General features: G+C 69.2%; 25 protein-coding genes. 18 read left to right on the forward strand and 7 right to left on the reverse strand.

The genetic code is table 11. The annotated features are described in order from the left end of the window. Positions 1-139 precede the first annotated feature (139 nt). From ACWCO2_RS04360 to ACWCO2_RS04375, 4 genes are all read left to right on the forward strand, one after another. On the forward strand, positions 140-1,147 hold the full coding sequence (locus tag ACWCO2_RS04360) for a DUF6461 domain-containing protein (protein WP_450126285.1): 1,008 nt from the start codon (positions 140-142) through the stop codon (positions 1,145-1,147). Positions 1,148-1,198: 51 nt separating this feature from the next. After that, the gene (locus ACWCO2_RS04365; protein ID WP_450126286.1) at positions 1,199-1,870 is read left to right on the forward strand and encodes a hypothetical protein; all 672 of its coding nucleotides are present in this window, start codon (positions 1,199-1,201) and stop codon (positions 1,868-1,870) included. A 201-nt stretch (positions 1,871-2,071) separates the two neighbouring features. Further along, on the forward strand, positions 2,072-4,192 hold the full coding sequence (gene ligA, locus ACWCO2_RS04370) for an NAD-dependent DNA ligase LigA (protein ID WP_450126446.1): 2,121 nt from the start codon (positions 2,072-2,074) through the stop codon (positions 4,190-4,192). A gap of 37 nt (positions 4,193-4,229) precedes the next feature. Beyond that, entirely contained in the window at positions 4,230-4,715 is a 486-nt protein-coding gene (locus ACWCO2_RS04375; protein WP_450126287.1) for a GNAT family N-acetyltransferase, read from the forward strand. A 125-nt stretch (positions 4,716-4,840) separates the two neighbouring features. On the opposite strand, the gene ACWCO2_RS04380 is transcribed toward ACWCO2_RS04375, so the two are convergent. Then, the gene (locus ACWCO2_RS04380; RefSeq protein WP_450126447.1) at positions 4,841-5,494 is read right to left on the reverse strand and encodes an amino acid-binding protein; all 654 of its coding nucleotides are present in this window, start codon (positions 5,492-5,494) and stop codon (positions 4,841-4,843) included. A gap of 302 nt (positions 5,495-5,796) precedes the next feature. On the opposite strand from ACWCO2_RS04380, the gene gatC reads away from it, so the two are divergent. Genes gatC through gatB form a run of 4 tightly spaced genes read left to right on the forward strand, consistent with a single transcriptional unit; the run spans position 5,797 to position 9,300 of the window. Beyond that, the gene (gatC, locus tag ACWCO2_RS04385; RefSeq protein ID WP_270951093.1) at positions 5,797-6,096 is read left to right on the forward strand and encodes an Asp-tRNA(Asn)/Glu-tRNA(Gln) amidotransferase subunit GatC; all 300 of its coding nucleotides are present in this window, start codon (positions 5,797-5,799) and stop codon (positions 6,094-6,096) included. Then, positions 6,096-7,604: an Asp-tRNA(Asn)/Glu-tRNA(Gln) amidotransferase subunit GatA gene (gene gatA, locus ACWCO2_RS04390; protein ID WP_450126288.1), complete on the forward strand. Its 1,509-nt coding sequence runs from the start codon at positions 6,096-6,098 to the stop codon at positions 7,602-7,604. Before gatC ends, gatA begins: the two co-directional genes overlap by 1 nt. Then, positions 7,601-7,798 carry a hypothetical protein gene (locus ACWCO2_RS04395; RefSeq protein WP_270951096.1) on the forward strand — a complete coding sequence of 66 codons (198 nt, stop codon included), beginning with the start codon at positions 7,601-7,603 and terminating at the stop codon, positions 7,796-7,798. Before gatA ends, ACWCO2_RS04395 begins: the two co-directional genes overlap by 4 nt. Next, positions 7,795-9,300 carry an Asp-tRNA(Asn)/Glu-tRNA(Gln) amidotransferase subunit GatB gene (gene gatB / locus ACWCO2_RS04400; protein WP_450126289.1) on the forward strand — a complete coding sequence of 502 codons (1,506 nt, stop codon included), beginning with the start codon at positions 7,795-7,797 and terminating at the stop codon, positions 9,298-9,300. The genes ACWCO2_RS04395 and gatB overlap by 4 nt, the downstream gene beginning before the upstream one ends. 94 nt (positions 9,301-9,394) lie before the next feature. Here the strand turns inward: gatB and ACWCO2_RS04405 are convergent, their stop codons facing one another. Together ACWCO2_RS04405 and ACWCO2_RS04410 are read right to left on the reverse strand one after the other, a co-directional pair. Beyond that, positions 9,395-9,571, reverse strand: coding sequence for a DUF397 domain-containing protein (locus ACWCO2_RS04405; protein WP_450126290.1), 177 nt, complete (start codon positions 9,569-9,571; stop codon positions 9,395-9,397). Next, entirely contained in the window at positions 9,571-10,008 is a 438-nt protein-coding gene (locus ACWCO2_RS04410) for a DUF5753 domain-containing protein (protein ID WP_450126448.1), read from the reverse strand. The genes ACWCO2_RS04405 and ACWCO2_RS04410 overlap by 1 nt, the downstream gene beginning before the upstream one ends. On the opposite strand from ACWCO2_RS04410, the gene ACWCO2_RS04415 reads away from it, so the two are divergent. Beyond that, positions 9,958-10,128 (forward strand): hypothetical protein, encoded by a 171-nt coding sequence (locus ACWCO2_RS04415; protein ID WP_450126457.1) that lies wholly within the window; start codon positions 9,958-9,960, stop codon positions 10,126-10,128. The two genes, ACWCO2_RS04410 and ACWCO2_RS04415, sit on opposite strands and share 51 nt — an antisense overlap. Before the next feature lie 52 nt (positions 10,129-10,180). Here the strand turns inward: ACWCO2_RS04415 and ACWCO2_RS04420 are convergent, their stop codons facing one another. Then, complete coding sequence (locus ACWCO2_RS04420; protein ID WP_450126291.1) at positions 10,181-11,623, reverse strand: FAD-dependent monooxygenase; 1,443 nt, start codon at positions 11,621-11,623, stop codon at positions 10,181-10,183. Positions 11,624-11,708: 85 nt separating this feature from the next. Between ACWCO2_RS04420 and ACWCO2_RS04425 the strand changes: the two genes are divergently transcribed. Further along, a complete protein-coding gene (locus ACWCO2_RS04425) occupies positions 11,709-12,299 on the forward strand; it encodes a TetR/AcrR family transcriptional regulator (protein WP_450126292.1) in 591 nt (196 codons plus the stop codon). A gap of 3 nt (positions 12,300-12,302) precedes the next feature. On the opposite strand, the gene ACWCO2_RS04430 is transcribed toward ACWCO2_RS04425, so the two are convergent. Next, entirely contained in the window at positions 12,303-13,460 is a 1,158-nt protein-coding gene (locus ACWCO2_RS04430; RefSeq protein ID WP_450126293.1) for a PQQ-dependent sugar dehydrogenase, read from the reverse strand. 539 nt (positions 13,461-13,999) lie between these two features. Between ACWCO2_RS04430 and ACWCO2_RS04435 the strand changes: the two genes are divergently transcribed. Further along, positions 14,000-14,749, forward strand: coding sequence for a DoxX family protein (locus ACWCO2_RS04435; protein ID WP_450126294.1), 750 nt, complete (start codon positions 14,000-14,002; stop codon positions 14,747-14,749). A gap of 167 nt (positions 14,750-14,916) precedes the next feature. Here ACWCO2_RS04435 and ilvD read toward each other — a convergent pair whose 3' ends face one another. Continuing rightward, on the reverse strand, positions 14,917-16,761 hold the full coding sequence (gene ilvD, locus ACWCO2_RS04440; RefSeq protein ID WP_450126295.1) for a dihydroxy-acid dehydratase: 1,845 nt from the start codon (positions 16,759-16,761) through the stop codon (positions 14,917-14,919). A 151-nt stretch (positions 16,762-16,912) separates the two neighbouring features. Then, a complete protein-coding gene (locus ACWCO2_RS04445; protein WP_450126296.1) occupies positions 16,913-17,386 on the reverse strand; it encodes a PH domain-containing protein in 474 nt (157 codons plus the stop codon). A 368-nt stretch (positions 17,387-17,754) separates the two neighbouring features. On the opposite strand from ACWCO2_RS04445, the gene ACWCO2_RS04450 reads away from it, so the two are divergent. The 7 genes from ACWCO2_RS04450 (at position 17,755) to cimA (ending at position 26,816) form a co-directional block, all read left to right on the forward strand. Beyond that, on the forward strand, positions 17,755-19,584 hold the full coding sequence (locus tag ACWCO2_RS04450; protein ID WP_450126297.1) for an acetolactate synthase large subunit: 1,830 nt from the start codon (positions 17,755-17,757) through the stop codon (positions 19,582-19,584). Between the two features lie 7 nt (positions 19,585-19,591). Beyond that, positions 19,592-20,098 (forward strand): acetolactate synthase small subunit, encoded by a 507-nt coding sequence (gene ilvN, locus ACWCO2_RS04455; RefSeq protein WP_450126298.1) that lies wholly within the window; start codon positions 19,592-19,594, stop codon positions 20,096-20,098. Between the two features lie 52 nt (positions 20,099-20,150). Continuing rightward, a complete protein-coding gene (gene ilvC / locus ACWCO2_RS04460) occupies positions 20,151-21,146 on the forward strand; it encodes a ketol-acid reductoisomerase (RefSeq protein WP_450126299.1) in 996 nt (331 codons plus the stop codon). A gap of 245 nt (positions 21,147-21,391) precedes the next feature. Beyond that, positions 21,392-21,637 carry a DUF397 domain-containing protein gene (locus tag ACWCO2_RS04465; RefSeq protein WP_450126449.1) on the forward strand — a complete coding sequence of 82 codons (246 nt, stop codon included), beginning with the start codon at positions 21,392-21,394 and terminating at the stop codon, positions 21,635-21,637. A gap of 349 nt (positions 21,638-21,986) precedes the next feature. Beyond that, the gene (serA, locus tag ACWCO2_RS04470) at positions 21,987-23,582 is read left to right on the forward strand and encodes a phosphoglycerate dehydrogenase (protein ID WP_450126300.1); all 1,596 of its coding nucleotides are present in this window, start codon (positions 21,987-21,989) and stop codon (positions 23,580-23,582) included. Positions 23,583-23,880: 298 nt separating this feature from the next. Then, entirely contained in the window at positions 23,881-24,924 is a 1,044-nt protein-coding gene (locus ACWCO2_RS04475; protein WP_450126301.1) for a 3-isopropylmalate dehydrogenase, read from the forward strand. A 260-nt stretch (positions 24,925-25,184) separates the two neighbouring features. Continuing rightward, entirely contained in the window at positions 25,185-26,816 is a 1,632-nt protein-coding gene (gene cimA, locus ACWCO2_RS04480) for a citramalate synthase (RefSeq protein ID WP_450126302.1), read from the forward strand. The last annotated feature ends 76 nt before the right edge of the window (positions 26,817-26,892 follow it).

Raw genomic sequence — 26,892 nt, forward strand, 5'->3', positions numbered from 1 at the left:
TCCAAGTGGAGCAGCGCTCGCTGGCAGCAGAGTCCTTTGTGGACTTCGGGGTACGATCGGTGGTTGCGGGGCAGTTCTGTTGGTAGGTCTTTTCCGGATTTGGCGGTGAGGGCCTTCGTACGCTGGTAGGAAGTAGGCCGTGGGCAGCTACTGCGTCAGCGAGATCGAGCGCGCCGAGTGGGTTCGGCGCAGCATCATCCAGGAAGCGGCGTGCCTGACCTTCGTGAGAGGCGGTGACCTCGAGCAGGTCGCCGCGGCGTTCGGAGGGGTCGCCGAGCTCGGGCGGGAGCTCGACGTCGACGAGTTCTGCGAGGAGGCGTTCGCCAACCAGGAACGGCACCCGATGATCGCGCTCAAGCAGCTCGGTGACTGGGTGCTGGTGATCGAAGACGGTGGCGAGCAGGGGCGGCGTCCCGAAGTCCTGCGCCGGGTTGCTGAAATCGCCGCGGTCTCGGTGTTCTGGGACGGCAGCGGACTGACCCGCTTCTCGCACGCTGTCGGCGGTGAGCTGCGCACCTCGTTCGAAGCGGTGCTGCCGGAAATCCGGGAGGGCACCGCGCCCGACGAGTTGGAGGAGCTGCGGGCCGATCTGCCCTGGTCGCAAGCGGATCCGGTGGCGTTGATGCTGGCCTTGGCCGGGCGGCTCACTGGTCTGCCGCCGACCCCGGGCTGGCTGGGCGGGCGGCTCCGCACCTTCCCCGTAGCGCCGTGGCCGGACGACCTGGTCGCGGTCGCCGACCCGATGGAGCACGTCGTCGGCTACCCAGCGGAGCTGCTCCTGACGCTGCGGGAAGCCGATGGCCAGCCGTTGCGGGCTGCTGCGGCGGCTGTTGCCCGGCACGTCATCGTCGCCGCCGACTGCGTGGACCACCCTGTGCTGCGCCGCACCGCGTGCTCGTTGAGCACCGGTTCTCCGGTCGACCACGATGCGCTCGTGGAGGCAGTGCGGGAGCTGTCCTGGCAGAGCATCCGCAGCCGTCCGTGCAGCAAAGTCCGCGCGCACCGGCGGGCTGCGGAGGCCGTGCGGCAAGCCACCCACGACGATCCGCTGACCGCGCTGACCGGCGCACTCGGTGCGGCGCGGCAGGTGCGCGGGGTGGAGATCGTCGAGCTGGCGGGCATCGTCACAGCCGAACTGGCGGGGTGAGTCCACCCGTTCGGCCCCGCGCGGGGCAGGCCGACCGGCACAATGGGGCGCATGTTCAGGTTCCGCCGCCGCCGTGCCGCTGAAGACGCCGCCGAACCGGTCGACGTGCCCGCCGAAGCAGCTGCCCGCGCTGAGGTGTTCTGGCAGCAGTGGGACGACCTGCTGCCCGAGCTCGCCGCCGCGCTCGGCGACGGCGAGCCGCTGCGCGTCGAGAACCTGGTCGCCGACATGGTGGCCGCGGTGCACCCGAATCTGACCTTCGCCATCGAGCACGGTGAGACGGCGGTGTACGCGCTGGTCGTCAGCGGCCAGGCCGACCAGGATCTGCGGCCCTACACCGACGCCTGGATCGCGGCCGCCCCGGCGGCGGACACGCTGTGGGAGTACCACGACTCGGTGCCCCCGGTGCCGGACCCGACCGAGGTCACGGTCAACCTGGGCGAGGAGAAGTACCCGCTGGCCGACGTGCGGGTCGTCGCGCAGGTCGACGAAGCCGAAGGCGTGGTCGACGTGGCCGTCTACCACCCCGGCTTCCAGGCCATGGAGGACAAGAAGCGGAAGGCGCTGACCTTCCTGCCGCTGGACGCCACCCTCGGCGAGCGGCTGGCCGCCGACCGGCTCGGCCGGGTGGAGACCGCCGAGAACGAGCCGGAAGGCACGATCAGCCTCCTGGAACTCCGAGAGCTCGTCCGAGACCTCGATCGCACCGCCTCGGAGGCCTGAGGTCACCCTCAGGGCGGTCAATTTCGCGTTACCCGGGTGAACGTCCATTTCTCGCGAAATTGACCACCTCCGGGGCCGGGATGGGCGGTCGGTGCGGTCGGCGAGCCGCTGCGTGCCGTTGTCGGGGGCGCTCGTTAGTCTCGGTGCGTGACCAGCAAGGACGTGGACGACCGCAACCCGGACAACGGCGCCGAGGAGAACGTGCCGACCGACCCCGCCGCCGATCGCGCGGCCGAGGGCGTCGAGGACGTGCCCGCAGACGTGCGCGAGCACTACGCGGAACTCGCCGAGGAAGTCCGCGGCCACCAGTTCCGCTACTACGTGCTCGACGCGCCGACCATCTCCGACGGCGAGTTCGACGAGCTGTTCGGGCAGCTGCAGCGGCTCGAGGCCGAGCACCCGGCCTTGCAGGCACCCGACTCGCCGACGCAGGTCGTCGGCGGCACCTTCTCCACCGAGTTCACCCCGGTCGCGCACCTCGAGCGGATGCTGAGCCTGGACAACGCGTTCAGCACCGAAGAGCTGCAGGCCTGGGTCGACCGCGTGGAGCGCGAGGTCGGCAGCGGCGCGCAGTACCTGTGCGAGCTGAAGATCGACGGCCTGGCGATCAACCTGCTGTACCGGGACGGCCGGCTGGAGCGGGCGCTGACTCGCGGTGACGGCCGCACCGGCGAGGACGTCACGCTCAACGTGCGCACCATGGCCGACGTGCCCGAGCAGCTGACCGGCACCGATGAGTACCCCGTGCCCGGGCTGGTCGAGGTGCGCGGCGAGGTGTTTTTCCGCGTCGACGAGTTCGCCGAGCTCAACGCCGGTTTGGTGGAGGCGGGCAAGCCGCCGTTCGCCAACCCGCGCAACGCCGCTGCCGGTTCGCTGCGGCAGAAGGACCCGCGGATCACCCGGACCCGGCCGCTGCGGTTGATCTGCCACGGGCTGGGCAAGCGCGACGGCTTCGAACCGGAGCGGCAGTCGGAGTCCTACGCGGCGCTCAAGGCGTGGGGTCTGCCGGTGTCCCGCCACACCGTCGTGCTGTCCACTGTGGATGAACTGATCAAGCACATCGAGTACTGGGGCAAGCACCGCGACGCCGCCGAGCACGAGATCGACGGCATGGTGATCAAGGTCGACGAGGTGCCGCTGCAGCGCCGCCTCGGCACCACCTCGCGCGCCCCGCGCTGGGCCATCGCCTACAAGTACCCGCCCGAGCAGGCCACCACGAAGCTGCTGGACATCCAGGTCAACGTCGGTCGCACCGGCCGGGTCACGCCGTTCGCGGTGATGGAGCCGGTGAAGGTCGCCGGGTCCACGGTGTCGATGGCGACCCTGCACAACGCCGATGAGGTGCGCCGCAAGGGCGTGCTGATCGGTGACCGGGTGGTCATCCGCAAGGCCGGCGACGTGATCCCCGAGGTGCTCGGCCCGGTAGTCGACGTGCGTACCGGCGCGGAGCACGAGTTCGTCATGCCCGCGACCTGCCCGGAGTGCGGCTGGCCGCTGGCGCAGCAGAAGGAGGGCGACGTCGACCTGCGCTGCCCGAACGCCCAGGGCTGCCCCGGGCAGCAGCGCGAGCGGCTGTTCTACCTGGCCAGCCGCAAGGTGCTGGACATCGACGCGCTCGGCTTCGAGGCGGCGGGCGCGCTGCTGACCGCCGGGGTGATCGAGGACGAGGGCGACCTGTTCGACCTCGATGCGCCGAAGCTGCTCAAGACTCAGCTGTTCACCACCAAGGAGGGCAACCTCTCGGCCAACGGCGCCAAGCTGCTGGCCAACCTCGAGGTGGCCAAGGAGAAGCCGCTGTGGCGGGTGCTGGTGGGGCTGTCCATCCGGCACGTCGGCCCGACCGCGGGGCAGGCGCTGGCCCGCGAGTTCGGTTCGCTGGAGCGGATCGAGGAGGCTTCCGAGGAGGAGCTGGCGGCCGCCGACGGGGTCGGCCCGACCATCGCCACCGCGGTGCGCGAGTGGTTCGCGGTGGACTGGCACCAGGAGATCGTGCGCAAGTGGCGGGCCGCCGGGGTGCGGATGGCCGACGAGCGCGACGAGTCGATCCCGCGCACCCTAGAGGGAATGTCGATCGTGGTCACCGGTACCCTGCAGACCTTCTCCCGGGACGAGGCGAAGGAGCTGATCATGGCGCGCGGTGGTCGCGCGGCCGGATCGGTATCGAAGAAGACCGCGTTCGTGGTCGTCGGTGACGCGCCGGGCTCGAAGTACGACAAGGCGATGCAGCTCAAGGTGCCGGTGCTGAACGAGGACGGGTTCCGCGTGCTGCTCGACGACGGCCCGGAGGCCGCGGCGGAGGTCGCGCTGCCCGCCGAGGAATGAACGTGCGCTGTCGGTGCGAGTTGGCAGGATCGGTGGCATGACGACGATCCGAGTGGCCCGGCCTGCCGACTACGAGGCGATCGGCGAGATCGCCGTCCGCGCTTACACCGAGGCGGGCAGTCTGCCGAAGGACGTTGACTACGCCTCGGTGCTACGCGATGCGGCAGACCGCGCGGAGCGTGCCGAGCTGCTGATCGCCCTGGACGGTGACCAGCCGCTCGGCACGGTCACCGTGGTCCAACCCGGCACCGCCTACGCCGAGATCTCCCAGTCCGGTGAGCTGGAGTTCCGCATGCTGGCGGTGGTGCCGGAGGCGATGGGCAACGGCGTCGGCCGAGCCCTGGTGCAGGCGGTGATCGACCGAGCCCGCGAGCACGACTCGAAGCGCGTGGTGCTCTGCGTGAAGGACACTTCGAAACCGGCCCGGCGCCTCTACGAGAGCTTCGGCTTCGAACGCTGCCCGGACCGGGACTGGACCCCGGCCCCGACCGTCAACCTCCTCGCCTACGCCCTGAACCTCTGACCCGCGCAAACCACAGGGACGAATCCCCGCGCGTCGGCAAGATCGGTGAACCGCGATCCGTGTTCGTTGTGTTCCAAGAGGTGAGGGTGGGCATCCAGCCCGCCCTCGCCTCTTGTTGGGGTGCGTCAGCCGTCGAGGACGACGGAGACGATGCCTGCGAGGTGGGCGAGGCGGGCCAGTTCCGCGGCGCGGAACATCGGGCCGCCGGGGCGGCCGGCCAGCAGGACTCGGTCCGGCTTGCCGATCGGCGTGGCGGCCAGTTCGGTGCCCAGTTCTTGCCAGGTCTCCGGGACCCAGGTGTCGTCGCCGTCGAGGATGGCCGCGCGCGGCAGCGGTAGCCACGGCAGCTCCAGGTAGCCCTCCTGGGGGGCCGAGGTGCTCGCCGCCAGCTGCTCCGCGCCGCCGGAGCGGTGCCCGAAGACGATCGCCCAACCCGATCGGATGATCTTGGGGACGCCTTCGGCGAAGATCTGCAGGCCGCGATCGGGCTCGGCGGCGATCTCCTCGACCAGCTCGAGCTCGCGGTGGGTGTCCAGCACGCCCGCGTAGGGGCGGACCGCGTCGACGCTGACGCCTTCGACGGATTCGGCCGCGGTGATCAGCACGTCCGGCAGGCGCCCGGAGGGCAGCTCCACCACCAGGTCGTCGACCGCCACACCGCCCACCCGCTCGACGACGTCGACGCTGAGGATGTCGGCCCCGATCTCGCCGAGCGCGGTCGCCACTGAACCGAGGTTGCCCGGCCGGTCCGGAATCTGCACCCGGATGAGGAAGGACACCGGACTCAACGCCTCCAGTTTCATGCGCGACACCTCGCCGGTCGCGCTGCTCCAAGGCGCACGAAGCCGCGCTCCAGCGGCTCCTCGCACGAGGAACTGGCCCCTGAAATTGTGGCAGACGCCGGTCGCTCCTGGTGATACCGCCGTCCACGCAGTGAAACCGGAGTCGCGAGCAGCAACGGTGGTGAGCGCGACCATCGCCGCTCACGAGTCCGTCGCCCACTCCCCGCGGAACACGCCCGGTAGCCGGTCAATAGACTGGGCAGTACCCGTGAAACCGGACATGACCAGGGAGCTTCGCAGTGTCCAAGATCTCCCGCGACGAGGTCGCGCACCTCGCCGGCCTGGCGCGGCTGGCCGTCACCGAGGCCGAGCTCGACACCTTCGCCGGCCAGCTGGACCAGATCCTCGATTCGGTGGCGAAGGTGGGCGAGGTCGCTGCGGACGACATCCCGCCGACTTCCCACGCCGTGCCGGTGACCAACGTCTTCCGCGAGGACGAAGTGCGGCCGGGCTTGACGCGCGAGCAGGCGCTCGCTGCCGCGCCCGCCGCTGAAGAGGACCGGTTCCGCGTGCCGCGGATTCTCACCGAGGAGGCCTGATGACGACCGCATCTGGCGGCAGCCTGACCGGGCTGACCGCGTCCGAGCTCGCCGCGAAGCTGGAGGCGGGTGAGGTCTCGTCGGTCGAGGTGACTCAGGCGCACTTGGACCGGATCTCTGCCGTCGACTCCGCGGTGCACGCTTTCCTGCACGTGGACAACGACGGTGCGCTCGCCGCTGCGCGCAGCGCCGACGAGGACCGCGCCGCGGGCAAGGCGGCTTCGCCGCTGGCCGGTGTGCCGCTCGCGCTCAAGGACGTCTTCACCACGACCGACATGCCCACCACCTGCGGCTCCAAGATGCTGGAGGGCTGGGTTCCGCCGTACGACGCCACGGTGACCAAGCGCCTGCGCGAGGCCGGCGTGGTCATCCTCGGCAAGACCAACATGGACGAGTTCGCGATGGGCTCGTCGACGGAGAACTCGGCCTACGGCCCGACCCGCAACCCGTGGGACCTCAACCGGATCCCGGGTGGATCCGGTGGCGGTTCCTCGGCGGCGCTGGCCGCGTTCGAGGCGCCGCTGGCCATCGGCACCGACACCGGCGGCTCCATCCGCCAGCCGGGCGCGGTGACCGGCACGGTCGGCGTGAAGCCCACCTACGGCGGGGTTTCCCGCTACGGCCTGGTCGCGTTCTCCTCGTCGCTGGACCAGCCGGGTCCGTGCGCCCGCACGGTGCTCGACGCCGCGCTGCTGCACGAGGTGATCGCCGGGCACGACCCGATGGACTCCACCTCGATCGCGCAGCCGGTGCCGCAGGTCGTGGCCGCAGCCAAGGAAGGCGCCTCCGGCGACCTCAAGGGCGTGCGCGTCGGCGTGGTCCGCGAGTTCTCCGGTGACGGCTACCAGCCGGGCGTGCAGCGGGCGTTCGACGCCGCGGTGCAGCAGCTGTCCGCGCTGGGTGCGGAGGTCGTCGAGGTCTCCTGCCCGAACTTCAACTACGCGCTGTCGGCGTACTACCTGATCGCGCCGAGCGAGTGCTCCTCGAACCTGGCCCGCTTCGACGCGATGCGCTATGGCTTGCGCGTCGGCGACGACGGCGAGCGCAGCGCCGAGGAGGTCATGTCGCTGACCCGCGAGGCCGGTTTCGGCCCGGAGGTCAAGCGGCGCATCATGCTCGGCACCTACGCGCTGTCCTCGGGCTACTACGACGCCTACTACGGGCAGGCGCAGAAGGTGCGGACGCTGATCACCCGCGACTTCGACACCGCGTTCGCGCAGGTCGACGTGCTGGTCTCGCCGACCACCCCGACCACCGCGTTCGAGATCGGCGAGCGGGTCGACGACCCGATGGCGATGTACCTCGCCGACCTGTGCACGATCCCGTCGAACCTGGCCGGCAACGCCGCCATGAGCGTCCCCTGCGGACTGTCCGATGAGGACGGTCTGCCGGTGGGTCTGCAGATCATGGCCCCGGCGATGGCCGACGACCGGCTCTACCGGGTCGGTGCTGCGTACGAGACCGCGCGCGGTGCGCTCCGCGTGCCCGAGCTGGAGGTGGCGGTATGAACCCGAAGATGAAGGCGGCGTTCCAGCTCGCGTCGGTGCTCTCCGCGGCGTTCGGGCTGCGGGCGAGCATCCGCGCGGCGCGGGAGAACAAGGACAAGCTCGAGCTGGCGGACGCGATCATCACCGCCGCCGGGCTGGTCACCGGCACCGCGCTGGCCGTGCGCGCGCTGCGCAAGGGGGAGGACGACAAGTGACCGCTGTCGCCGAGATCATGGACTACGACGAGGTCCTGGCCCGGTTCGACCCGGTGCTGGGCCTCGAGGTGCACGTCGAGCTGTCGACGAACACGAAGATGTTCTGCGGCTGCACCAACGCCTTCGGCGCCGAGCCGAACACCCAGGTGTGCCCGGTGTGCCTGGGCCTGCCGGGTGCGCTGCCGGTGCTCAACGGCAAGGCCGTGGAGGCCGCGATCCGGATCGGTCTCGCGCTCAACTGCGAGGTCGCGGAGTGGTGCCGGTTCGCCCGGAAGAACTACTTCTACCCGGACATGCCGAAGAACTTCCAGACCTCGCAGTACGACGAGCCGATCGTGCACGACGGCTACCTGGACGTGGTGCTGGACGACGGCGAGACGTTCCGGGTCGACATCGAGCGCGCGCACATGGAGGAGGACACCGGCAAGTCGCTGCACGTGGGCGGCGCCACCGGTCGAATCCACGGCGCGGACCACTCGCTGCTGGACTACAACCGGGCGGGCGTGCCGCTGATCGAGATCGTCACCAAGCCGATCACCGGTGCCGGTGAGCGCGCCCCCGAGGTCGCCCGCGCCTACGTCGCGGCGCTGCGGGATCTGCTGCGCGCGCTGGACGTCTCCGACGTGCGGATGGACCAGGGCTCGCTGCGCTGCGACGCGAACGTGTCGCTGATGCCGAAGGGCTCGACGGAGTTCGGCACCCGCACCGAGACGAAGAACGTCAACTCGCTGCGCAGCGTCGAGCGCGCGGTCCGGTTCGAGATGCAGCGGCACGCCGCGGTGCTGACCTCCGGCGGCTCGATCCTGCAGGAGACCCGGCACTTCGACGAGTCCACCGGCTCCACGTCGGCGGGCCGCCGCAAGGAGACCTCCGAGGACTACCGCTACTTCCCGGAGCCGGACCTGGTGCCGATCGCGCCGTCCCGCGAGTGGGTCGAGGAGCTGTCCAAGACCCTGCCGGAGCTGCCGTGGGAGCGCCGCAAGCGCGCCAAGGAGCAGTGGGGCCTGTCCGACGAGGAGCTGCGCGACCTGGTCAACGCCGGTGCGCTGGAGCTGATCGCCGAGACGGTGGAGGCGGGAGCGCAGCCGGGCGACGCCCGTTCCTGGTGGGTCGCCTACCTCGCGCAGCAGGCCAACACCCGCGGCGTGGAGCTGGCGGACCTGGACATCACGCCGAAGCAGGTGGCCCGGGTGATCGCCCTGGTCGCGGAGGGCAAGCTGACCAACAAGCTGGCCCGCCAGGTGGTCGACGGCGTGCTGGCCGGCGAAGGTGAGCCGGACGAGGTCGTGGCGGCCCGCGGCCTGGAGGTCGTCTCCGACGACTCGGCCCTGCAGAAGGCGATCGACGAGGCCCTGGCGTCCCAGCCGGACGTGGCGGACAAGATCCGCGGCGGCAAGGTCCAGGCGGCGGGAGCGATCGTCGGAGCGGTCATGAAGGCCACCAAGGGCCAGGCGGACGCCAAGCGAGTCCGCGAGCTGGTCCTGGCGGCCTGCGGCCAGTAAGCACAACGCGAAGGGCACCTTCCTGCTGGATCTCCAGCGGGGAGGTGCCCTTCGTGCTGCAAGAACAGCGGGCTGGACGGACGAACGCGCGCTGTCAGCGGAGGCTGGCCAGGAAGTCCCGCCACGCCGTGTGGCTGACCTGGATCTGCCCGTCCCCGGGTGCCTTCGAGTCCCGCACCGCGACGGCGCCGTCGGTTAATCGGACTTCGACGCAAGCGTTGCTGGACCCCGAGCTCCGCGTGCTCTTGAACCAACCGGTGTCGTACCTCATCACGGCATGCCCTTCAGCTTCGTCAGAAGGAGATCAGTCGACTCCTTCGGCGTCAGTGCCAGCTCCTGCGTCCGTTCGAAGGCGCGGAACATGGGACCAGTGTCTGCTTCTTGATCGTGGTAGGTCGCTGGTCCGTGTGAGGCGGCAAACGCGATTCTCGGTGCTGCGTCGGCGAAGTCGAGCGTGATGAGCCCGCCGCCGAGCAGAGGGCTGTTCGGCGTATCGCGGCGGATGACTTGGACGATCGTGTTGGGGCGTTCGCCGAGCTGGAGAAGGTGCAGAAGCTGGCTTCGCAGCACAGCTCCACTGCCCACTTCCTGATCGAGGGCTGTTTCGGTCAGCACGAACGCCAGGTCTTTCGGCGGATCGGCTTCCATGACACGACGTTGCTGATCGATGCGAAACGAGAGGAGCTTCTCGATCTCTTCTGCTGGCATCTGAACCTGATCTTCCAGGGCAGCGACGAGCTGGTGCTCAGCTGCACTCGACGTGGCTTCGCGTTGCTTCGCGACGCGGTCGCCGACGCGGACCGGGAGCTCATCGCCCGATTGGTATGAGGCGAGAGGCACCCATGTCCAAAATTAGTTGGGCACGGGTGCCCCGCACTCTTCACCGCCTCGATCGGCGGGGGGGTGTGATGCGAGCGATGTAGCCGTCTGGGCGGATGAGGACGTGGGTGCCGGCGGTGACGTCGTAGATGGCTCGGGCGGTTCCGTCGGTGTCCACAAGGGATGAGCTGGTGGGAGTGGGGGCGATGCGGTGGGCTTGCACGTCCGGGGCGGTCGCTGGTAGTTCGGTGGCGAAGGCTAGGAGTGTCCAGTGGGGGCCTCGGAAGAGATCGAAGAGGCGGATCTCCTTGCCGTTCTCGTCTTGCAGTGGTGAGTCCGGGGCTCGGTCACCCGCGCGGACTCGGCCCGGATTCGGGCGTTCGTCCTGAGACAGCGGGCTGTTTCGGTAGGCGATGTCCAGCTGGTGTGTTTCGGTTCCGCGGCGGTGTGCGTCCGCGTGTCCTTCGACGTGGCGCTGGAGTAGTTCCGTGCTGAGGCCCAGGGTGGACGCTGCGACCGGTAGGCGCTCCAGTTCGTAGCTGTCGAGGACGTCGGCGCTGTCTTCGGCGAGCTTCCAGCCCAGGTTGTAGGCGTCCTGCACGCCGGTGTTCAGGCCTTGGCCGCCAGTCGGTGGGTGAACGTGCGCGGCATCCCCGGCGAGGAAGACGCGGCCCTGGTGGAATCGCCGTGCCATTCGGATGTTCGGTCGCCACACCGTGGACCAGGTCAGGCCGTGCAGCTGGAGGCCGAAGTGGCCCGCGTGCTCGTCGAGCAGTGCTTGCAGAGTGGCCAGAGTTGCGGAGGGTTCCAGGTCGGCGGGGAGCGGGGCGCCGCACTGGAACGCATCGGTGCCAGGCAGCGGGGTCAGCGCGATGCTTCGGGTTGGGTCGTCGGCGGCGCCGAACCAGTGGCCGCGGCTGTGATCCAGGCCGGTCGCCCGCACGTCGGCGAGCAGCATGCGGATGCTTTCGTACGTCTCGCCGGCGAATTCGACGCCCAGGGTCTTGCGCACCCTGCTGCGCCCACCGTCCGCGCCGACAAGGAACGCCGTGCGAACCGTTCCGGTGCTGAGGGTTGCGGTCACGCCATCTGAATCCTGTTGGAAGTCGAGGAGTTCCACGCCCATCTCGACGCGCACGCCGAGCTCGGCCAGCCGGTCGCGCAGGATCTCCTCGGTGCGCCACTGGGGCAGCACCCACGGGTTCGGGTGCGGGACGTCGGGGGTGGGATCGACGGGGTCAACGATCCGGCGCTCGCCCACGTATTGGCCGCCCACGTGGGCTCGGATCGGGGCGGGCGGTGCGCCGCTGCTGAGGACTTCGTCGAGCACTCCGAGATCGTCGAAGACCTCCAGCGTGCGGGGTTGCAGGCTGTCGCCGCGCGAGCCCGCGAACGGCGAGGTGGCCGCGTCGATGATCCGGAAGTCGACGCCGCGCCGGGCGAGTTCGATGCCCAGCGTCAAACCGGTCGGGCCTGCGCCGGCGATCAGCACTCGGGTGTCCATGCTCGCTCCTTGATGAATTTTGATTCAGTGAATTCTGATTCAGGATGAGGATTGCTAGCGTGCTTGTCAAGGAACGGGAGGTGCGATGGCGGACAGCCGCAAGGTCAAGGCGGCGGAGACCGAAGCCGCGTTGAAGGTCGCGGCGCAGCGGGTCTTCGACCGGGTCGGCTACCTCAACGCCAAGATCACCGACATCACCGCCGAGGCCGGGCGGGCCGCCGGGTCGTTCTACAACCACTTCGGCAGCAAGGATGACCTGCTGGAATCGCTGCTGGCGGACATGATCGAAGCCAGCGACCGGGAGGTCGAGGCCGATTCCGCGCACGACTCGGACTTCGCCAAGCGCGACGCGATCCGGTCGCACGTCGCGAAGTACTGGCGCTTCTTCCGGGCCAACCGCACGGTGATCCTCGCGCTGGACCAGGCGGCCCTGGTGGACCAGCGGTTCGCTGACCGTCTCGCGATGCTGCTGGAACCGGACTTGCGGCACCTCGCCGACCACTTCGCTGGGGTCTCGGACCGTCCTGCAGCCACCGCTTTGGCGATCTCGGCGCTGTGGCATCAGTTCGCCCACGCCAAGCTGGTCCAGCAGCACCCGGCGGTCGGCGACCTCACCGACGACGAGGCGATCGACCTGCTGACCGACCTGACCGACCGCGGCGTGAACGGGAGCTGAGGGTCAGTCCTTGCCCGCGGTGCCGCCTGATGGGGGTTCGAGGCGGAGGACTCGGTCGTCGCTGGAGATCGGGGCGCCGCCGTCCTTGTTGGAGGTGCCGAGCCAGATCAGGCCGTCGGGGGCGAGGGCTGCTGCGGAGAAGCGGCCGTAGGTCTTCTCCATTACCTTCGCCGGTTGGCCGGTGATCGTGCCGTCCGGGGATGGGCTGAGGGTGTAGAGGGCGGCGGCGTCGCGCAGTGCCACCACCACGTTCGCCGGGTCGGCGGCGCAGCCCGCGACGCCGGGGCGGTCCGTCCACGTCCACGCCGGGGCGCCCAGCGGCTGGCCGAGCTTCAGGCGGAACAGGGCGTCCCTGTCGGCCAGGCGATCGGTCACCCAGTACATGCCAAGGCCGGGCGTGCCGCAGAGCCCGGCCGGGTCGGTCAGGCCGGAGACCACGACCGGTGACTTCGGGTCCGGGTTTCCCTGCGCGGGCTTGCCGAAGCCGTCGATGCGCAGCAGCTTTCCGGCCAGCGACTGCGGATTGGCGGCGTTGCCGGGGTTGCCCGCGTTGCCGGTCGCGACCAGCAGCGCGCCCTGGCCGTCGTTGAGCAGTGCACCGGAGTTCCCGCGCGGGCCCTTGGGGATGCCGGTCAGGACCGGTTTCGGCCGGTCGCCCGCCGCCACCCGCACGATCTGGTTGTCGCTGCCGGTCGTGACGTAGGCGTAGAACAGCTCGTCCTCGTGGTACGTCGGGGACAGCGCCAGTCCGGTGAGGCCGCCGCCGCTGCTCGCGTCGACCGGAATTCTCGCCAGCTCAACGGGTTTCGCATCGCGCGCCACGCGCAGCACGCGTCCGGTGGCGCGTTCGCCGACCAGCGCCGCGCTGCCGTCCGGCAGCACCGCGATCGCGCCGACCGGATCCAGGCAGGTCGCCACCACGGCCGGGTCGGGATCCTCGCAGCCCACCGGCTGGGCGGGCTTGTCCGGTTCGGTGCCGGTCTGCGGCGGTGGTGCTTCGCTCTCGAAGGACGGTTGCGGGCCGGCCTGCGGCTCCAGCGACGGCGGATCGCCCCACGGCCTGGTGTGCTCGTCCGGGAACTGCGCGCAGCCCGCCAGCACTGTGCAGAGCACGGCGGTCGTGCTCAGCAGGATGCGACGCATGCGTTTCGGGGCTGCCACGACCCCCGAGCCTATCGGTCCACGGGTGAACCCCAGGTAAGCACTCGGAACACCCCCTCAGTCCGTCGGTCGTACAGTCCGGAGACGCGGCGACAGGCTGCGGCGCTCCACGCGAGGGTCAGTTCGGCGTGCCAGCACCAGTCGTGGTGCAGCATTCGACGCATTGCGGAGGCGAGCGACCGGTCTGTGGTCCTCAGCCGCGGTAGTCGGGCGGCGATCGCGTCCTCCGCATGATCACGCGGTGTGGCCGTACGACTGCGTCGAGGCGTCCAGGTGAGCGGCCGGGCGGCGGAATCGACCCGCAGCAGTTCGGGTTCCGGGCATCGCAACACCATCGGCCGGGCGGCCGCACCGGCCTCCGCCCACTCCCGGAATCACATGCTGTGACCTGCGGAAACATCGTAGTCACGGAACACCTGGCGCGTCATCGGACCATTCTGCCGCAGCTGCGCGCGGGCGGTCTCGAGGCAGTCATGTGTCGGAACGTTTTACCTGAGGGGGTCGCACGTTGGGGTGAACATGCCCTAGCCTCGTCCGGCGTGAGCACTCACGACGATCGCCCCGGCGGTGCGGGCGGCTCCCCCGACGACCGCAACTACGGCGCGCACGCCCAGCAGCCAGGTGCGGGTGCGCCAGGTGCACGGAGCACGCAGCGCCTCGGTGCGCAGAAACACGACTACTACGACGATGACGACGGCTACAGCGACGCTGAAGCCACGTCGTTGGTCGACACCAGCGGGCGTGACGACGACCTGTACTACGACGACGTCCGCGACGGCCGCAAGCCGTTCGCCTGGAGCGGCAGCACCGACCTCGGTCTGCTGATCCTGCGGCTTGCGCTGGGCGGCATCTTCCTCGTGCACGGCGCGCAGAAGCTGTTCGGCGTGCTCGGCGGACCCGGGCCGGAAGGCACGGCCAGGATGTTGGCCGACATGGGTTTCCAGAACAGCAGTGTGCTGGCGCTGGTCACCGGAGGTACCGAGCTGGGCGCTGGCGCGCTGCTGGTGCTGGGCCTGTTCACCCCGCTGGCCGCGGCCGGTGTGGTCGGCGTGATGGCCAACGTCGTCTTCCTCAAGCTCGGCAGCGGATTCTTCGCCGCCACCGGTGGTTTCGAGTTCGAGGCGACGCTCGGCGTGCTGGGCGTGGGCCTGATGTTCACCGGCCCGGGCCGGGTGGCGCTGGACTACGGGCGGGTGTGGTTCCGCCGTCCGCTGGCGTTCGGCTTCATCAGCCTGATCATCGCCGGCGGAGCGGCGGCAGCGGTGCTGCTCCTGTTCCACCACGCCTGATCGGCTTTCCGAAGCGGGGGCGCGCACGCGAAGTGCACGCCCCCGCTTCGTTTTCGCTGACGCCAATTCGCCGCCGCAGTCCGATGTTTCGTCTTGTTGAACGGTCCGGAAAACGAAAACGGGCCCGGCACCAGCCGGACCCGTTCTCACTCGGACGGAAAAGTTCGTCACTTGTTGACGTCTCGGACTGCGCCGTAGGAGGCGGAGGTGGCGAGGCGGGCGTAGGCGCGGAGGGCCGCCGTGACCTTGCGGTCCCGGTTGGCCGGGGCCCACGGTCGCTCGCTGGCTTCCACCTTGGCGCGGCGCTCGGCCAGGACCTCGTCGGAGACCAGCAGTTCCAGCTTGCGCTCGCGGACGTCGATGAGGATCTGGTCGCCGTCCTCCACCAGACCGATCGTGCCGCCGCTGGCCGCCTCCGGGGAGATGTGGCCGATCGACAGGCCCGAGGAACCACCGGAGAAGCGGCCGTCGGTGATCAGCGCGCACTTCTTGCCCAGGCCGGAGCCCTTCAGGAACGCCGTCGGGTGCAGCATCTCCTGCATGCCCGGGCCGCCCGCGGGGCCTTCGTAGCGGATCACCAGCACCTCGCCGGGCTGGATCTCCTTCTTCAGGATCGCCGACACGGCCTGCTCCTGGCTCTCCAGCACGCGCGCCGGGCCCTGGAAGTGCCAGAGGTCCTCCTCGACACCCGCGGTCTTGACCACCGCGCCCTCTTCGGCGAGGTTGCCCTTGAGCACGGCCAGTCCGCCGTCGGCGGTGTAGGCGTGCTCGACGTCGCGGATGCAGCCGTTCGCCGCGTCGGTGTCCAAAGAGGACCAGCGGTTCTCGGTGGAGAACGCCTTCGTGGTGCGCACCCCGCCCGGCGCGGCGTGGAACAGCTCGATGGCCTCCGGCGACGGGGATTCACCACGGATGTCCCACTTGGACAGCCACTCGGTCAGGCTCGAGCTGTGCACCGAGGAGACGTCGCGGTGCAGCAGGCCCGCGCGGTCCAGCTCGCCCATGATCGCGGAGATTCCGCCGGCCCGGTGCACGTCCTCCATGTGGTAGTCGGAGTTCGGGCTGACCTTCGACAGGCATGGCACCCGGCGGCTGGTCTCGGCGATGTCGTCCAGGTCGAAGTCGATCTCGCCCTCGAGTGCGGCGGCCAGCGTGTGCAGCACCGTGTTGGTCGAGCCGCCCATCGCCATGTCCAGCGCCATGGCGTTCTCGAAGGCCTTCCTGTTCGCGACCGACCGCGGCAGCACCGATTCGTCGTCCTCGCCGTAGTAGCGCTTGGAGATGCGCACGACGGTCCGGCCGGCCTCCTGGAACAGCTCGCGGCGCGCGGCGTGCGTGGCCAGCGTCGAGCCGTTACCGGGCAGCGCCAGGCCGAGGGCCTCGGTCAGGCAGTTCATGGAGTTCGCGGTGAACATGCCCGAGCAGGAGCCGCAGGTCGGGCAGGCGGAGCGCTCCACCTCGCTGAGCCCGTCCTCGTCCACCGCGGAGTTCGCCGACGCGGCGATGGTGGTGATCAGGTCGGTCGGCGCCTGCGCGACACCTTCGACCACGACGGCCTTGCCCGCCTCCATCGGTCCGCCGGAGACGAACACCGTCGGGATGTTCAGCCGCATCGCGGCGTTGAGCATGCCCGGGGTGATCTTGTCGCAGTTGGAGATGCACACCAACGCGTCCGCCTGGTGCGCGTTGACCATGTACTCCACCGAGTCGGCGATCAGCTCGCGCGACGGCAAGGAGTAGAGCATGCCGCTGTGGCCCATGGCGATGCCGTCGTCCACCGCGATGGTGTGGAACTCCCGGGGCACGCCGCCCGCTTCGCGGATCGTCTCGGCCACCACGTCGCCGAGGTCGCGCAGGTGCACGTGCCCGGGCACGAACTGGGTGTAGGAGTTGGCGATCGCGACGATCGGCTTGCCGAAGTCGTCGTCGGTCATGCCGGTGGCACGCCAAAGCGATCGGGCGCCCGCGGCATTGCGTCCATGGGTAGTAGTACGAGAGCGCAGCTGAGGCATATCCACCTTCTCGTTCGGGAAGAGCAACGCATTTCACCCGGCACGGGTGTTCGGCGGTCTCAACGGGAACGCGCGCAGCGACTTCCGCTGGAAACACCCGTCGCCGAAGGGACGCACCTTGTGGGCACGGGGAGTGGCGGTGCTGCCGAGGTTACTCCTGCGATTCCGGGTTGGGGAGGCGCCCACCGCTCATCACGGACAAACGGGGCAGGTCGCGCACCCGCACCGCGGGAAGGGTGATCTCCTTGCCGGAGGTCAGGACCGCCTTGAGCCAGCGCTTCTCGTCCAGGTGCAGCGAGGCGACCTCGTCCCAGTCGAACCGGGTGCCGCTCAACGCGGTGCGCACCGCGACTCGTTCCGGGCTCACCGTGGTGCGGGTACGCGCGATCCACCAGGACAGGCCGAGCGGGATCAGGTAGACCAGCAGGCCCCACGGGTACGCCGCCCAGGCCAGCGGGGTGGCGCAGACGAGGATGGAGAGCACGGCGAGCTGCGACACCGGGGTGATCCGGAAGGTTAGCGACTTCGGGAGCTCGGGCTGCTTCGGCTGCTCGGAGCTCGCCGGAGTCTCGGCGACCTGGTCGTCCTCGGGCTGTTCGGGCTGCTGCTGGGGGGTCTCGCTCACGTCGTTGATGGTCTCACCTGCGGTCCAAGCCCCGCCAAGGTCCTGCGCGGTGGACGGGTTGTACCCCGACCGGGCGCGTTGTGTGTCACACTGCTGGCAGCTAAAGCGCTTCTGATCTGCGGTTATGGCGTTCCGGGCAGAATTTGGGCGTCCAGCATGCGGGAAATCTGTCTCGCATTGTTTGACGGAACGGGTCACGCCCATTAACGTCCAAGCCATGCTGCGACTGCACGACATTCTCGTACTTCCCCGGCGCGTCGACGCCTAGGAAGTTCGCAGCGTCGACGCGCCAACCCTCGTGGGGCCATTTGTGGTCCGCGGGGGTTTTTTCGTGTCCAGCCCAACCTACCGACCTTGAGGCAGACCCGATGACCAGCGCCAACACCAGGCAGAATCCGGTCCCGGCGCCCCCGCCTGGACGCCGCCCGAAGCCCGCACCGCCCAGCGGTGCCCCAGTGAAGGTCACCGGTGCGCAGGCACTGGTGCGTTCCCTGGAATCCGTGGGCTGCGAGATCGTTTTCGGCATTCCGGGCGGCACCATCCTCCCGGCCTACGACCCGCTGCTCGACTCGCAGAAGGTCCGGCACGTGCTGGTCCGCCACGAGCAGGGCGCGGGGCACGCGGCGACCGGATACGCCCAGGCCACCGGCAAGGTCGGGGTCTGCATGGCCACCTCCGGCCCCGGTGCGACCAACCTCGTCACCCCGCTGGCCGACGCGCACATGGACTCGGTTCCGGTCGTGGCCATCACCGGTCAGCAGAGCACCACGATGATCGGCACCGACGCCTTCCAGGAAGCCGACATCTGCGGCATCACGCTGCCGATCACCAAGCACAACTTCCTGGTCACCAACGCCGAGGACATCCCGCGCACCATCGCCGAGGCGTTCTACATCGCCTCCAGCGGTCGCCCGGGCCCGGTGCTGGTCGACATCCCCAAGGACGTCCAGCAGGCCGTCACCTCGTTCTCCTGGCCGCCGGAGATGAAGCTCCCCGGCTACAAACCGACCAGCAAGCCGCACAGCAAGCAGGTCCGCGAGGCAGCCAAGATGATCATCGAGGCGGAGCGCCCGGTGCTCTACGTCGGCGGTGGCGTGATCAAGGCCGACGCGCACGCCGAGCTGCGCGAACTGGCCGAGCGCACCGGGATTCCGGTCGTCACCACGCTGATGGCGCGCGGCGCGTTCCCCGACTCGCATCCCCAGCACCTGGGCATGCCCGGCATGCACGGCACGGTCGCCGCGGTCACCGCGATGCAGCGCGCCGACCTGCTGATCGCGATGGGCACCCGCTTCGACGACCGGGTCACCGGCCAGCTGTCGTCGTTCGCGCCGGAAGCGAAGGTCGTGCACGCCGACATCGACCCGGCGGAGATCTCCAAGAACCGCCACGCGGACGTGCCGATCGTCGGCGACTGCAAGGACGTGCTCACCGAGCTGATCGACGCGGTCGCCACCGCCACCACCGAGCACGGCACGGCGGACCTGACCACCTGGTGGGAACAGCTCAACGACTGGACCGCCCGGTTCCCGCTGGGCTACGAGTGGCCCAGCAACGGCAGCCTGTCGCCGGAGTACGTCATCGAGCGGCTGGGCAAGATCGCCGGGCCGGAGGCCGTCTACACGGCCGGCGTCGGCCAGCACCAGATGTGGGCCGCGCAGTTCGTCAGCTACGAGAACCCGCGCACCTGGCTGAACTCCGGTGGTCTGGGCACCATGGGCTACGCGGTTCCGGCCGCGATGGGCGCCAAAGCCGGCGAGCCGGACAAGGTCGTGTGGGCCATCGACGGCGACGGCTGCTTCCAGATGACCAACCAGGAACTGGCCACCTGCGCCATCGAAGATCTGCCGATCAAGGTCGCCATCATCAACAACGGCAACCTCGGCATGGTCCGCCAGTGGCAGAACCTGTTCTACGCCGAGCGCTACTCGCACAGCGACCTCGGCACCCACAAGCACCGCATCCCGGACTTCAAGCTGCTCGCCGAGGCCTACGGCTGCGTCGGCCTGCGCTGCGAGTCCAAAGAGGACGTCGACAGCGTCATCCAGCGGGCGATGGAGATCAATGACCGCCCCGTCGTGATCGACTTCGTGGTGGGCGCGGACGCCCAGGTCTGGCCGATGGTGGCCGCCGGGACCAGCAACGACGAGATCATGGCGGCGCGCGACAGCCGCCCGCATTTCGAGGACGAGGAGTGAGCGGGCGATGAGTCGACACACGCTCAGCGTGCTGGTGGAGAACGTTCCGGGCGCCTTGGCGCGCGTGGCCGGGCTGTTCTCCCGCCGCAGCTTCAACATCGAGTCTCTCGCCGTCGGCCCGACCGAGCACCCGGAGATCTCCCGGATGACGATCGTGGTCGCGGTCAACGAGCAGCCGCTGGAACAGGTCACCAAGCAGCTCAACAAGCTGGTCAACGTGATCAAGGTCGTGGAGCTGGAACCGGAAGTGGCGGTGCAGCGGGAACTGCTGCTGGTCAAGGTCCGAGGCGACGCGTCGGTGCGCAGCCAGGTCCTGGAGACGGTGCAGCTGTTCCGCGCGAAGGTGGTTGATGTCTCGCCTGAGGCGCTGACCATCGAAGCGACGGGGACCGCCGATAAGCTCGACGCATTGCTGCGAATGCTGGAACCGTACGGCGTCCGCGAGATGGTGCAGTCGGGAACGATCGCGATAGGACGTGGCCCGCGCTCCATCACGGCCACAGCAGTGCGCTAACCCCGCCACGGGCCGAGAACCGAAGAAGTTCGAAAGGAAACGCTGAATTCCCATGGCAGTTGAAATCTTCTACGACGCGGACGCCGACCTGGGCATCGTGCAGGGGCGCAAGGTCGCCGTCATCGGCTACGGCAGCCAGGGCCACGCCCACGCGCTGAGCCTGCGGGACTCGGGCGTCGACGTGCGGATCGGTCTGCCGGAGGGCTCCAAGTCCCGCGCCAAGGCCGAGGAAGAGGGCCTGAAGGTCGCCACCCCGGCCGAGGCCGCCGCCGAGGCCGACCTGATCATGATCCTGGCACCCGACACCAAGCAGCGCGAGATCTACGCCAACGACATCGCGCCGAACCTCAAGCAGGGCGACGCGCTGTTCTTCGGCCACGGCTTCAACATCCGCTACGGCCTGATCCAGCCGCCGGCGGACGTGGACGTCGCCATGGTCGCCCCGAAGGGCCCAGGCCACCTGGTCCGCCGCCAGTTCGTCGACGGCAAGGGCGTTCCGTGCCTGATCGCCGTCGAGCAGGACGCCTCCGGCAACGCCCAGGCGCTGGCGCTGTCCTACGCCGCGGCCATCGGTGGTGCCCGCGCCGGCGTCATCAAGACCACCTTCAAGGAGGAGACCGAGACCGACCTGTTCGGTGAGCAGGCCGTCCTCTGCGGTGGTGCTTCCGCGCTGGTCCAGGCCGGTTTCGAGACCCTGGTCGAGGCGGGCTACCAGCCGGAGATCGCCTACTTCGAGGTGCTGCACGAACTCAAGCTGATCGTCGACCTGATGTGGGAGGGCGGCATCGCCGGCCAGCGCTACTCCTGCAGCGACACCGCGGAGTACGGCGACCTGACCCGCGGCCCGCGCGTCATCGACGCCCACGTCAAGGACTCGATGCGCAAGGTCCTGGGCGAGATCCAGGACGGCACCTTCGCGCGGGAGTGGGTGGCCGAGGACGAGGCCGGCCGCCCGAACTTCACGAAGCTGCAGGACGAGGGCAACGCCCACCAGATCGAAGAGGTCGGCAAGAAGCTCCGCGCCCTGATGTCGTGGACCTCTAAGTAAGTTCCAGACTCGTCCTGCTTTGCGGGGCGGGTAGCGGAACCTCAGACGCCGCCTGGCTGCGGGAACCCGTTCTCATGAGCGGCTGGCGGACGAATGCTTCGGCAGTGCGCTCATCCGCGTGTTCTGCCGATGTGTGCGGCCCGGTGCGCCCCACAAGGGACACCGGGCCTCGCGCTGTTCCGGACCTGCGGAAATTCCCTCTGCTGGGGGGCGTTTGGCAGCTATGGGTGAGGGATACAGTGCGGATCGTGAGTGAGAACGAGATCGTCGACGACAAGGCGCACATCCGCGAGGACCTGGACTTCTCCACCGCCGAGTGGATCACCAGCACCGACGACCCCGACGAACCCGGCGTGGAGATCGCGTTCGTCGACGGCTACATCGGCATGCGCAACGGTGCGGACCCGGAAGGGCCGGTCCTGGTCTTCACGCCGGAGGAGTGGGACGCCTTCGTCGCCGGCGCCAAGGACGGCGAGTTCGACGAGCCGTGAACGATCCGCGGAAGCCTCAGACGCCTTCTCGTCTCGGGAAGACGTCTGAGAACCCGCAGTAACTCCGCCATCGTTGCGCACTGCACTCGAGTGCGAACGCAGCGAGACGTCGCTTCCAGAACCACTGGTCCGATTTGGTGGCAATTAGCCCCGGCCGACGCGCGCCCTCCTTTTTTCGCACCCGGGTTGATCTGCGACAATGCTGGTCAGGCGGGTTTTCGGATGGGTGGTTGGAGAACCGGTGATCCGGGCTACACCCTTGTGAACTCTTTCTCAATCTCCCGTTAAACTCGCCATTCGTCCGGGCACATCGTCGTGCCGACCGTGATCTTCCAACTGGAGTTCGCCCGTGACCAACGCAAGCCGTCCTGTCGTCCTGATCGCCGAGAAGCTGGCTCCGTCCGTGATCGACGCGCTGGGAGACGGTGTCGAGATCCGCAACGTGGACGGTACCGACCGGCCCGCGCTGCTCGACGCCATCGCCGAGGCCGACGCGCTGCTGGTCCGTTCCGCCACCAAGGTCGACGCCGAGGTGCTGTCCGCGGCGCAGAAGCTCAAGGTCGTCGCCCGCGCCGGCGTCGGCCTCGACAACGTCGAGGTACCGGCCGCCACCGAGCGCGGCGTCATGGTGGTCAACGCCCCCACCTCCAACATCGTCTCGGCCGCCGAGCACGCGATGGCGCTGCTGCTGTCGCTGGCCCGCAACGTCCCGCAGGCCGATGCGAGCCTCAAGGGCGGCGCGTGGAAGCGCAGCTCCTACACCGGTGTCGAGCTCAACGGCAAGACCGTCGGCGTGGTGGGCCTGGGCAAGATCGGCCAGCTGTTCGCGCAGCGGGTGGCCGCATTCGGCACCAAGCTGATCGCCTACGACCCCTACGTCTCGGCCGCTCGCGCCGCCCAGCTGGGCATCGAGCTGGTCTCGCTGGAAGAGCTGCTGTCCCGCGCTGACGCGCTCTCCATCCACCTGCCCAAGACCGCTGAGACGCTGGGGCTGATCGGCGCCGAGGAGCTGAAGAAGGCCAAGCCCGGGCTGCTGGTCGTCAACGCCGCCCGCGGTGGCCTGATCGACGAGGACGCGCTGGTCGACGCGCTGCGCAGCGGCCAGATCGGCGGCGCCGGCATCGACGTGTTCAAGACCGAGCCGACCACCGAGAGCCCGCTGTTCGAGCTGGACAACGTGGTCGTCACCCCGCACCTGGGCGCCTCCACCGCAGAAGCGCAGGACCGCGCGGGCACCGACGTGGCCCGCTCGGTGCGGCTGGCGCTGCGCGGCGACTTCGTGCCGGACGCGGTCAACGTGCAGGGCGGTGCGGTCGGCGAAGAGGTCCGCCCGTACCTGTCGCTGACCCAGAAGCTCGGCCAGCTGCTGTCCGCGCTGCTGGGCACCACGCCGAGCTCGGTGACCATCGAGGCGCGCGGTGAGCTCGCCGACGAGGACGTCTCGGTGCTGCAGCTCGCGGCGCTGCGCGGCGTGTTCGCCGGTGCGGTGGAGAACCAGGTCACCTTCGTCAACGCCCCGCAGCTGGCCGAGGACCTGGGCGTGCAGGTCGAGGTCGTGACCTCGCCGGAGAGCCCGAACCACCGCAGCGTGGTGACCGTGCGCGCCGGGCTCGCCGACGGCCGCACTGCGCGCGTTTCGGGTGCGCTGTCGGGCTCGAACCTGGTCGAGAAGCTGGTGGAGGTCAACGGCCGCCACTTCGACCTGCGGGCCGAGGGCAACGTGCTGCTGCTGGAGTACCCGGACCGCCCGGGTGTGATGGGCAAGGTCGGCACGCTGCTCGGCGAGGTCAGCGTGAACATCGAGGCTGCCACCGTCAGCCAGACCACCGAGCGCTCCGACGCGGTCATGCTGCTGCGCGTGGACCGTCCGGTCGAGGCGGGTGTCCTGGAGCCGATCGGTGCCGCAGTCGGCGCCCGCATCGTCCGCGCGGTGACGTTCGAGTAAGTCGTTGCAGTTCCAGACGTGGGGTGTGCCGGTTCCGGCGCACCCCACGTCTGCGTTGGGCGGCGTGCGGTTCTGGCTGTTACTGCACGGTTGGGGGACGTGGGGGCGTTCCGCGTTGTGGGAGTTCTCAGCGTCGTACCAGGAACCCAAGATCGTTTCACTCTTTCGGGTGTCCCACGGTTCGGGAAGGTTCATCCACTTGGTGGGCCCGGCATGCCGCTGGCCATGTTCGTGCCGGTAGCCTTCGGCTCAACAGTTCGAGCCCCGCAGTTCGGGGTGGTTCTCGGGAGGTGTGTAGATGCGGCTCGCTGTGATCCCCGGTGACGGGATCGGGCCGGAAGTGATTGCCGAGGCACTCAAGGTCCTGGGTGAAGTCGTACCGGATTCCGAGATCACTCGATACGACCTCGGAGCCGCGCGTTGGCACTCGACGGGAGAACTGCTTCCCGAATCGGTCCTAGGGGAGCTCCGGCAGCAAGACGCGATCCTGCTCGGCGCCGTGGGCGACCCCTCGGTGCCCAGCGGAATCCTGGAGCGCGGTCTGCTGCTGCGGTTGCGCTTCGAGCTCGACCACCACGTGAACCTGCGTCCGGCGCGGTTGTACCCGGGCGTGAAGAGCCCGGTGGCCGCCCCCGGTGAGATCGACATGGTCGTCGTGCGCGAAGGCACCGAGGGCCCGTACGCGGGCAACGGTGGCCTGCTGCGCAAGGACACCACGCACGAGATCGCCACCGAGGTCAGCATCAACACCGCGTTCGGCGTGGAGCGCGTGGTGCGCGACGCGTTCGCTCGTGCGGCCTCCCGGCCGCGCAAGCACCTGACGCTGGTGCACAAGACCAACGTGCTCACCCACGCCGGCTCGCTGTGGTCGCGCGTGGTGGAAGAGGTCTCGCTGCAGTACCCGGACGTCACCGTCGCCTACCAGCACGTGGACGCCACGACCATCCACATGGTCACCGACCCGGGCCGGTTCGACGTGATCGTCACCGACAACCTGTTCGGCGACATCATCACCGACCTGGCCGGTGCGGTCACCGGTGGCATCGGGCTCGCCGCCAGCGGCAACATCGACGCCACCCGCCGCAACCCGAGCATGTTCGAGCCGGTGCACGGCAGCGCTCCGGACATCGCCGGGCAGGGCGTGGCGGACCCGACGGCAGCGGTGCTGTCGGTGGCCATGCTCCTCGACCACGTGGGGATGTCCGAGGCCGCCAGGCGCGTCGAGGCGTCGGTCGCGTTCGACCTGGCGACCCGCGACCACTCGGCGCCGGGGGCGACCTTCGCCATCGGCGACCGCCTCGCGGCTCTGGTCTCCTCGCGAGAGGTCGCGCCGCAGGCCTGATCGATCGCAGTGAAGAAGGCGTCCCTTCGGGGGCGCCTTCTTCGTTTCGCGATCAGTGCGGGAAGTTGTGCCGTCTGGTGGTGGCGTGCCGGGTTGTGGCAGCATGGGCACGTGGCTTTCCGCAGTGTGATCATTATTGGCGAGCGCGCCGGGTAGACGACTCCGCACCCCGGCGCGCTGACCTCTCGCATCCTGCGGGGGGTCTTTTTTGTTGCCTGCGCCCGCCGCACCCACCTCCGACGCCATAGGGAGAAGATCCAGTGACCCGCACGACTCCGGCCGGAACCCCTCTGGGCGACGAATTCCACGTTTACGACACGACCTTGCGGGACGGCGCGCAGCGCGAGGGCATTTCCTACTCGGTGACCGACAAGCTCGCCGTCGCGCGGCTGCTGGACTCGCTCGGCGTCGGCTTCGTCGAAGGCGGTTGGCCGGGCGCACTTCCCAAGGACACCGAGTTCTTCCACCGCGCTGCCGAAGGCGAACTCGAACTCCGGCACGCCGCGCTGGTCGCCTTCGGTTCCACCCGCCGCGCCGGGGCCAAAGTGGACGAAGATCCGCAGGTTCGGGCACTGCTGGATTCCCGCGCTCCGGTGGTGACCTTGGTGGCCAAATCGGACCGCCGCCACATCGAACGGGCTCTGCGCACCGATGTGGCCGAGAACTGCGCGATGGTGGCCGACACGGTGCGCTACCTCGTCGGCGAGGGGCGTCGGGTGTTCCTCGACGCCGAGCACTTCTTCGACGGTTACGCGTTCGATCCGGACACTTCGCTGCGCGTGCTGGAATCCGCTGTGGAGGCCGGCGCGGACGTCGTGGTGCTGTGCGACACCAACGGCGGTCAGCTGCCGCTGCAGCTCGCTGAGACCGTCGGGGAAGTCGCTGCACGCACGGGATTCCGCCTCGGGATCCACTGCCAGGACGACACCGGGTGCGCGGTCGCCAACAGCATCGCCGCGGTGCAGGCCGGTGCCACGCACGTGCAGTGCACCGCCAACGGCTATGGCGAGCGCGCGGGCAACGCGGATTTGTTCGCGGTGCTGGGAAATCTGGGCGTGAAACTGGAGATGCCGGTGTTGCCGGAGGGAAAGCTGCGCGAGCTCACCAGGACTTCCCACGCGCTCGCCGAAATCGCCAACCTGGCACCGGACACGCACCAGGCGTACGTGGGGCAGTCGACCTTCGCGCACAAGGCGGGCCTGCACGCGAGCGCGATCAAAGTGGACCCCGAGCTGTACAACCACATCGATCCGGCCGTGGTGGGCAACGGGATGCGGGTGCTGGTCACCGAGATGGCCGGGCGGGCCAGCTTGGAGCTCAAGGGCGCCGAACTCGGTCTCGACCTGTCCTCTGAGCCGGACGCGGTCACCGGTGCGGTTCGCCGGGTCAAGGAGCTCGAAGCGCGCGGCTGGTCCTTCGAAGCTGCGGACGCCTCGCTGGAACTGCTGCTGCGGCGCGAGATGGTGACCGCGGCTGGCACCGATCCGGTGGAAGCGCCGTTCGAGCTGGAGTCCTACCGCGTGATGCTCGACCACCGCTCCGACGGCGAGGTGATCGCGGAGGCGACCGTGAAGGTGCACGTGGCGGGGGAGCGGGTCATCGCGACCGCGGAGGGCAACGGCCCGGTCAACGCGCTGGACGCGGCGCTGCGCGAAGCGCTAGTCCCGCACCTGTCGTGGCTGGAATCGGTGGAGCTGGCCGACTACAAGGTCCGCATCCTCACCGACGATCGCGGCACCGACGCGGTGACCCGGGTGCTGGTGGAATCCCGCGACGGCGAGGAGGAGTGGACCACCGTCGGCGTCCACGCCAACATCGTCGAAGCCAGCTGGCTGGCCCTCTGCGACGCCCTGGTCTACAAGGCGTCCCGCTCGGCCACCGCCGCACGCTGATGGTTCGACCCGGTGTGAGGTGCACCGCAATTTCCATTGAAATCAGACGTCCGATTTCATTGAGGTTTTTCCAGGC

The sequence above is a fragment of the Saccharopolyspora sp. NPDC002376 genome (assembly GCF_053593195.1).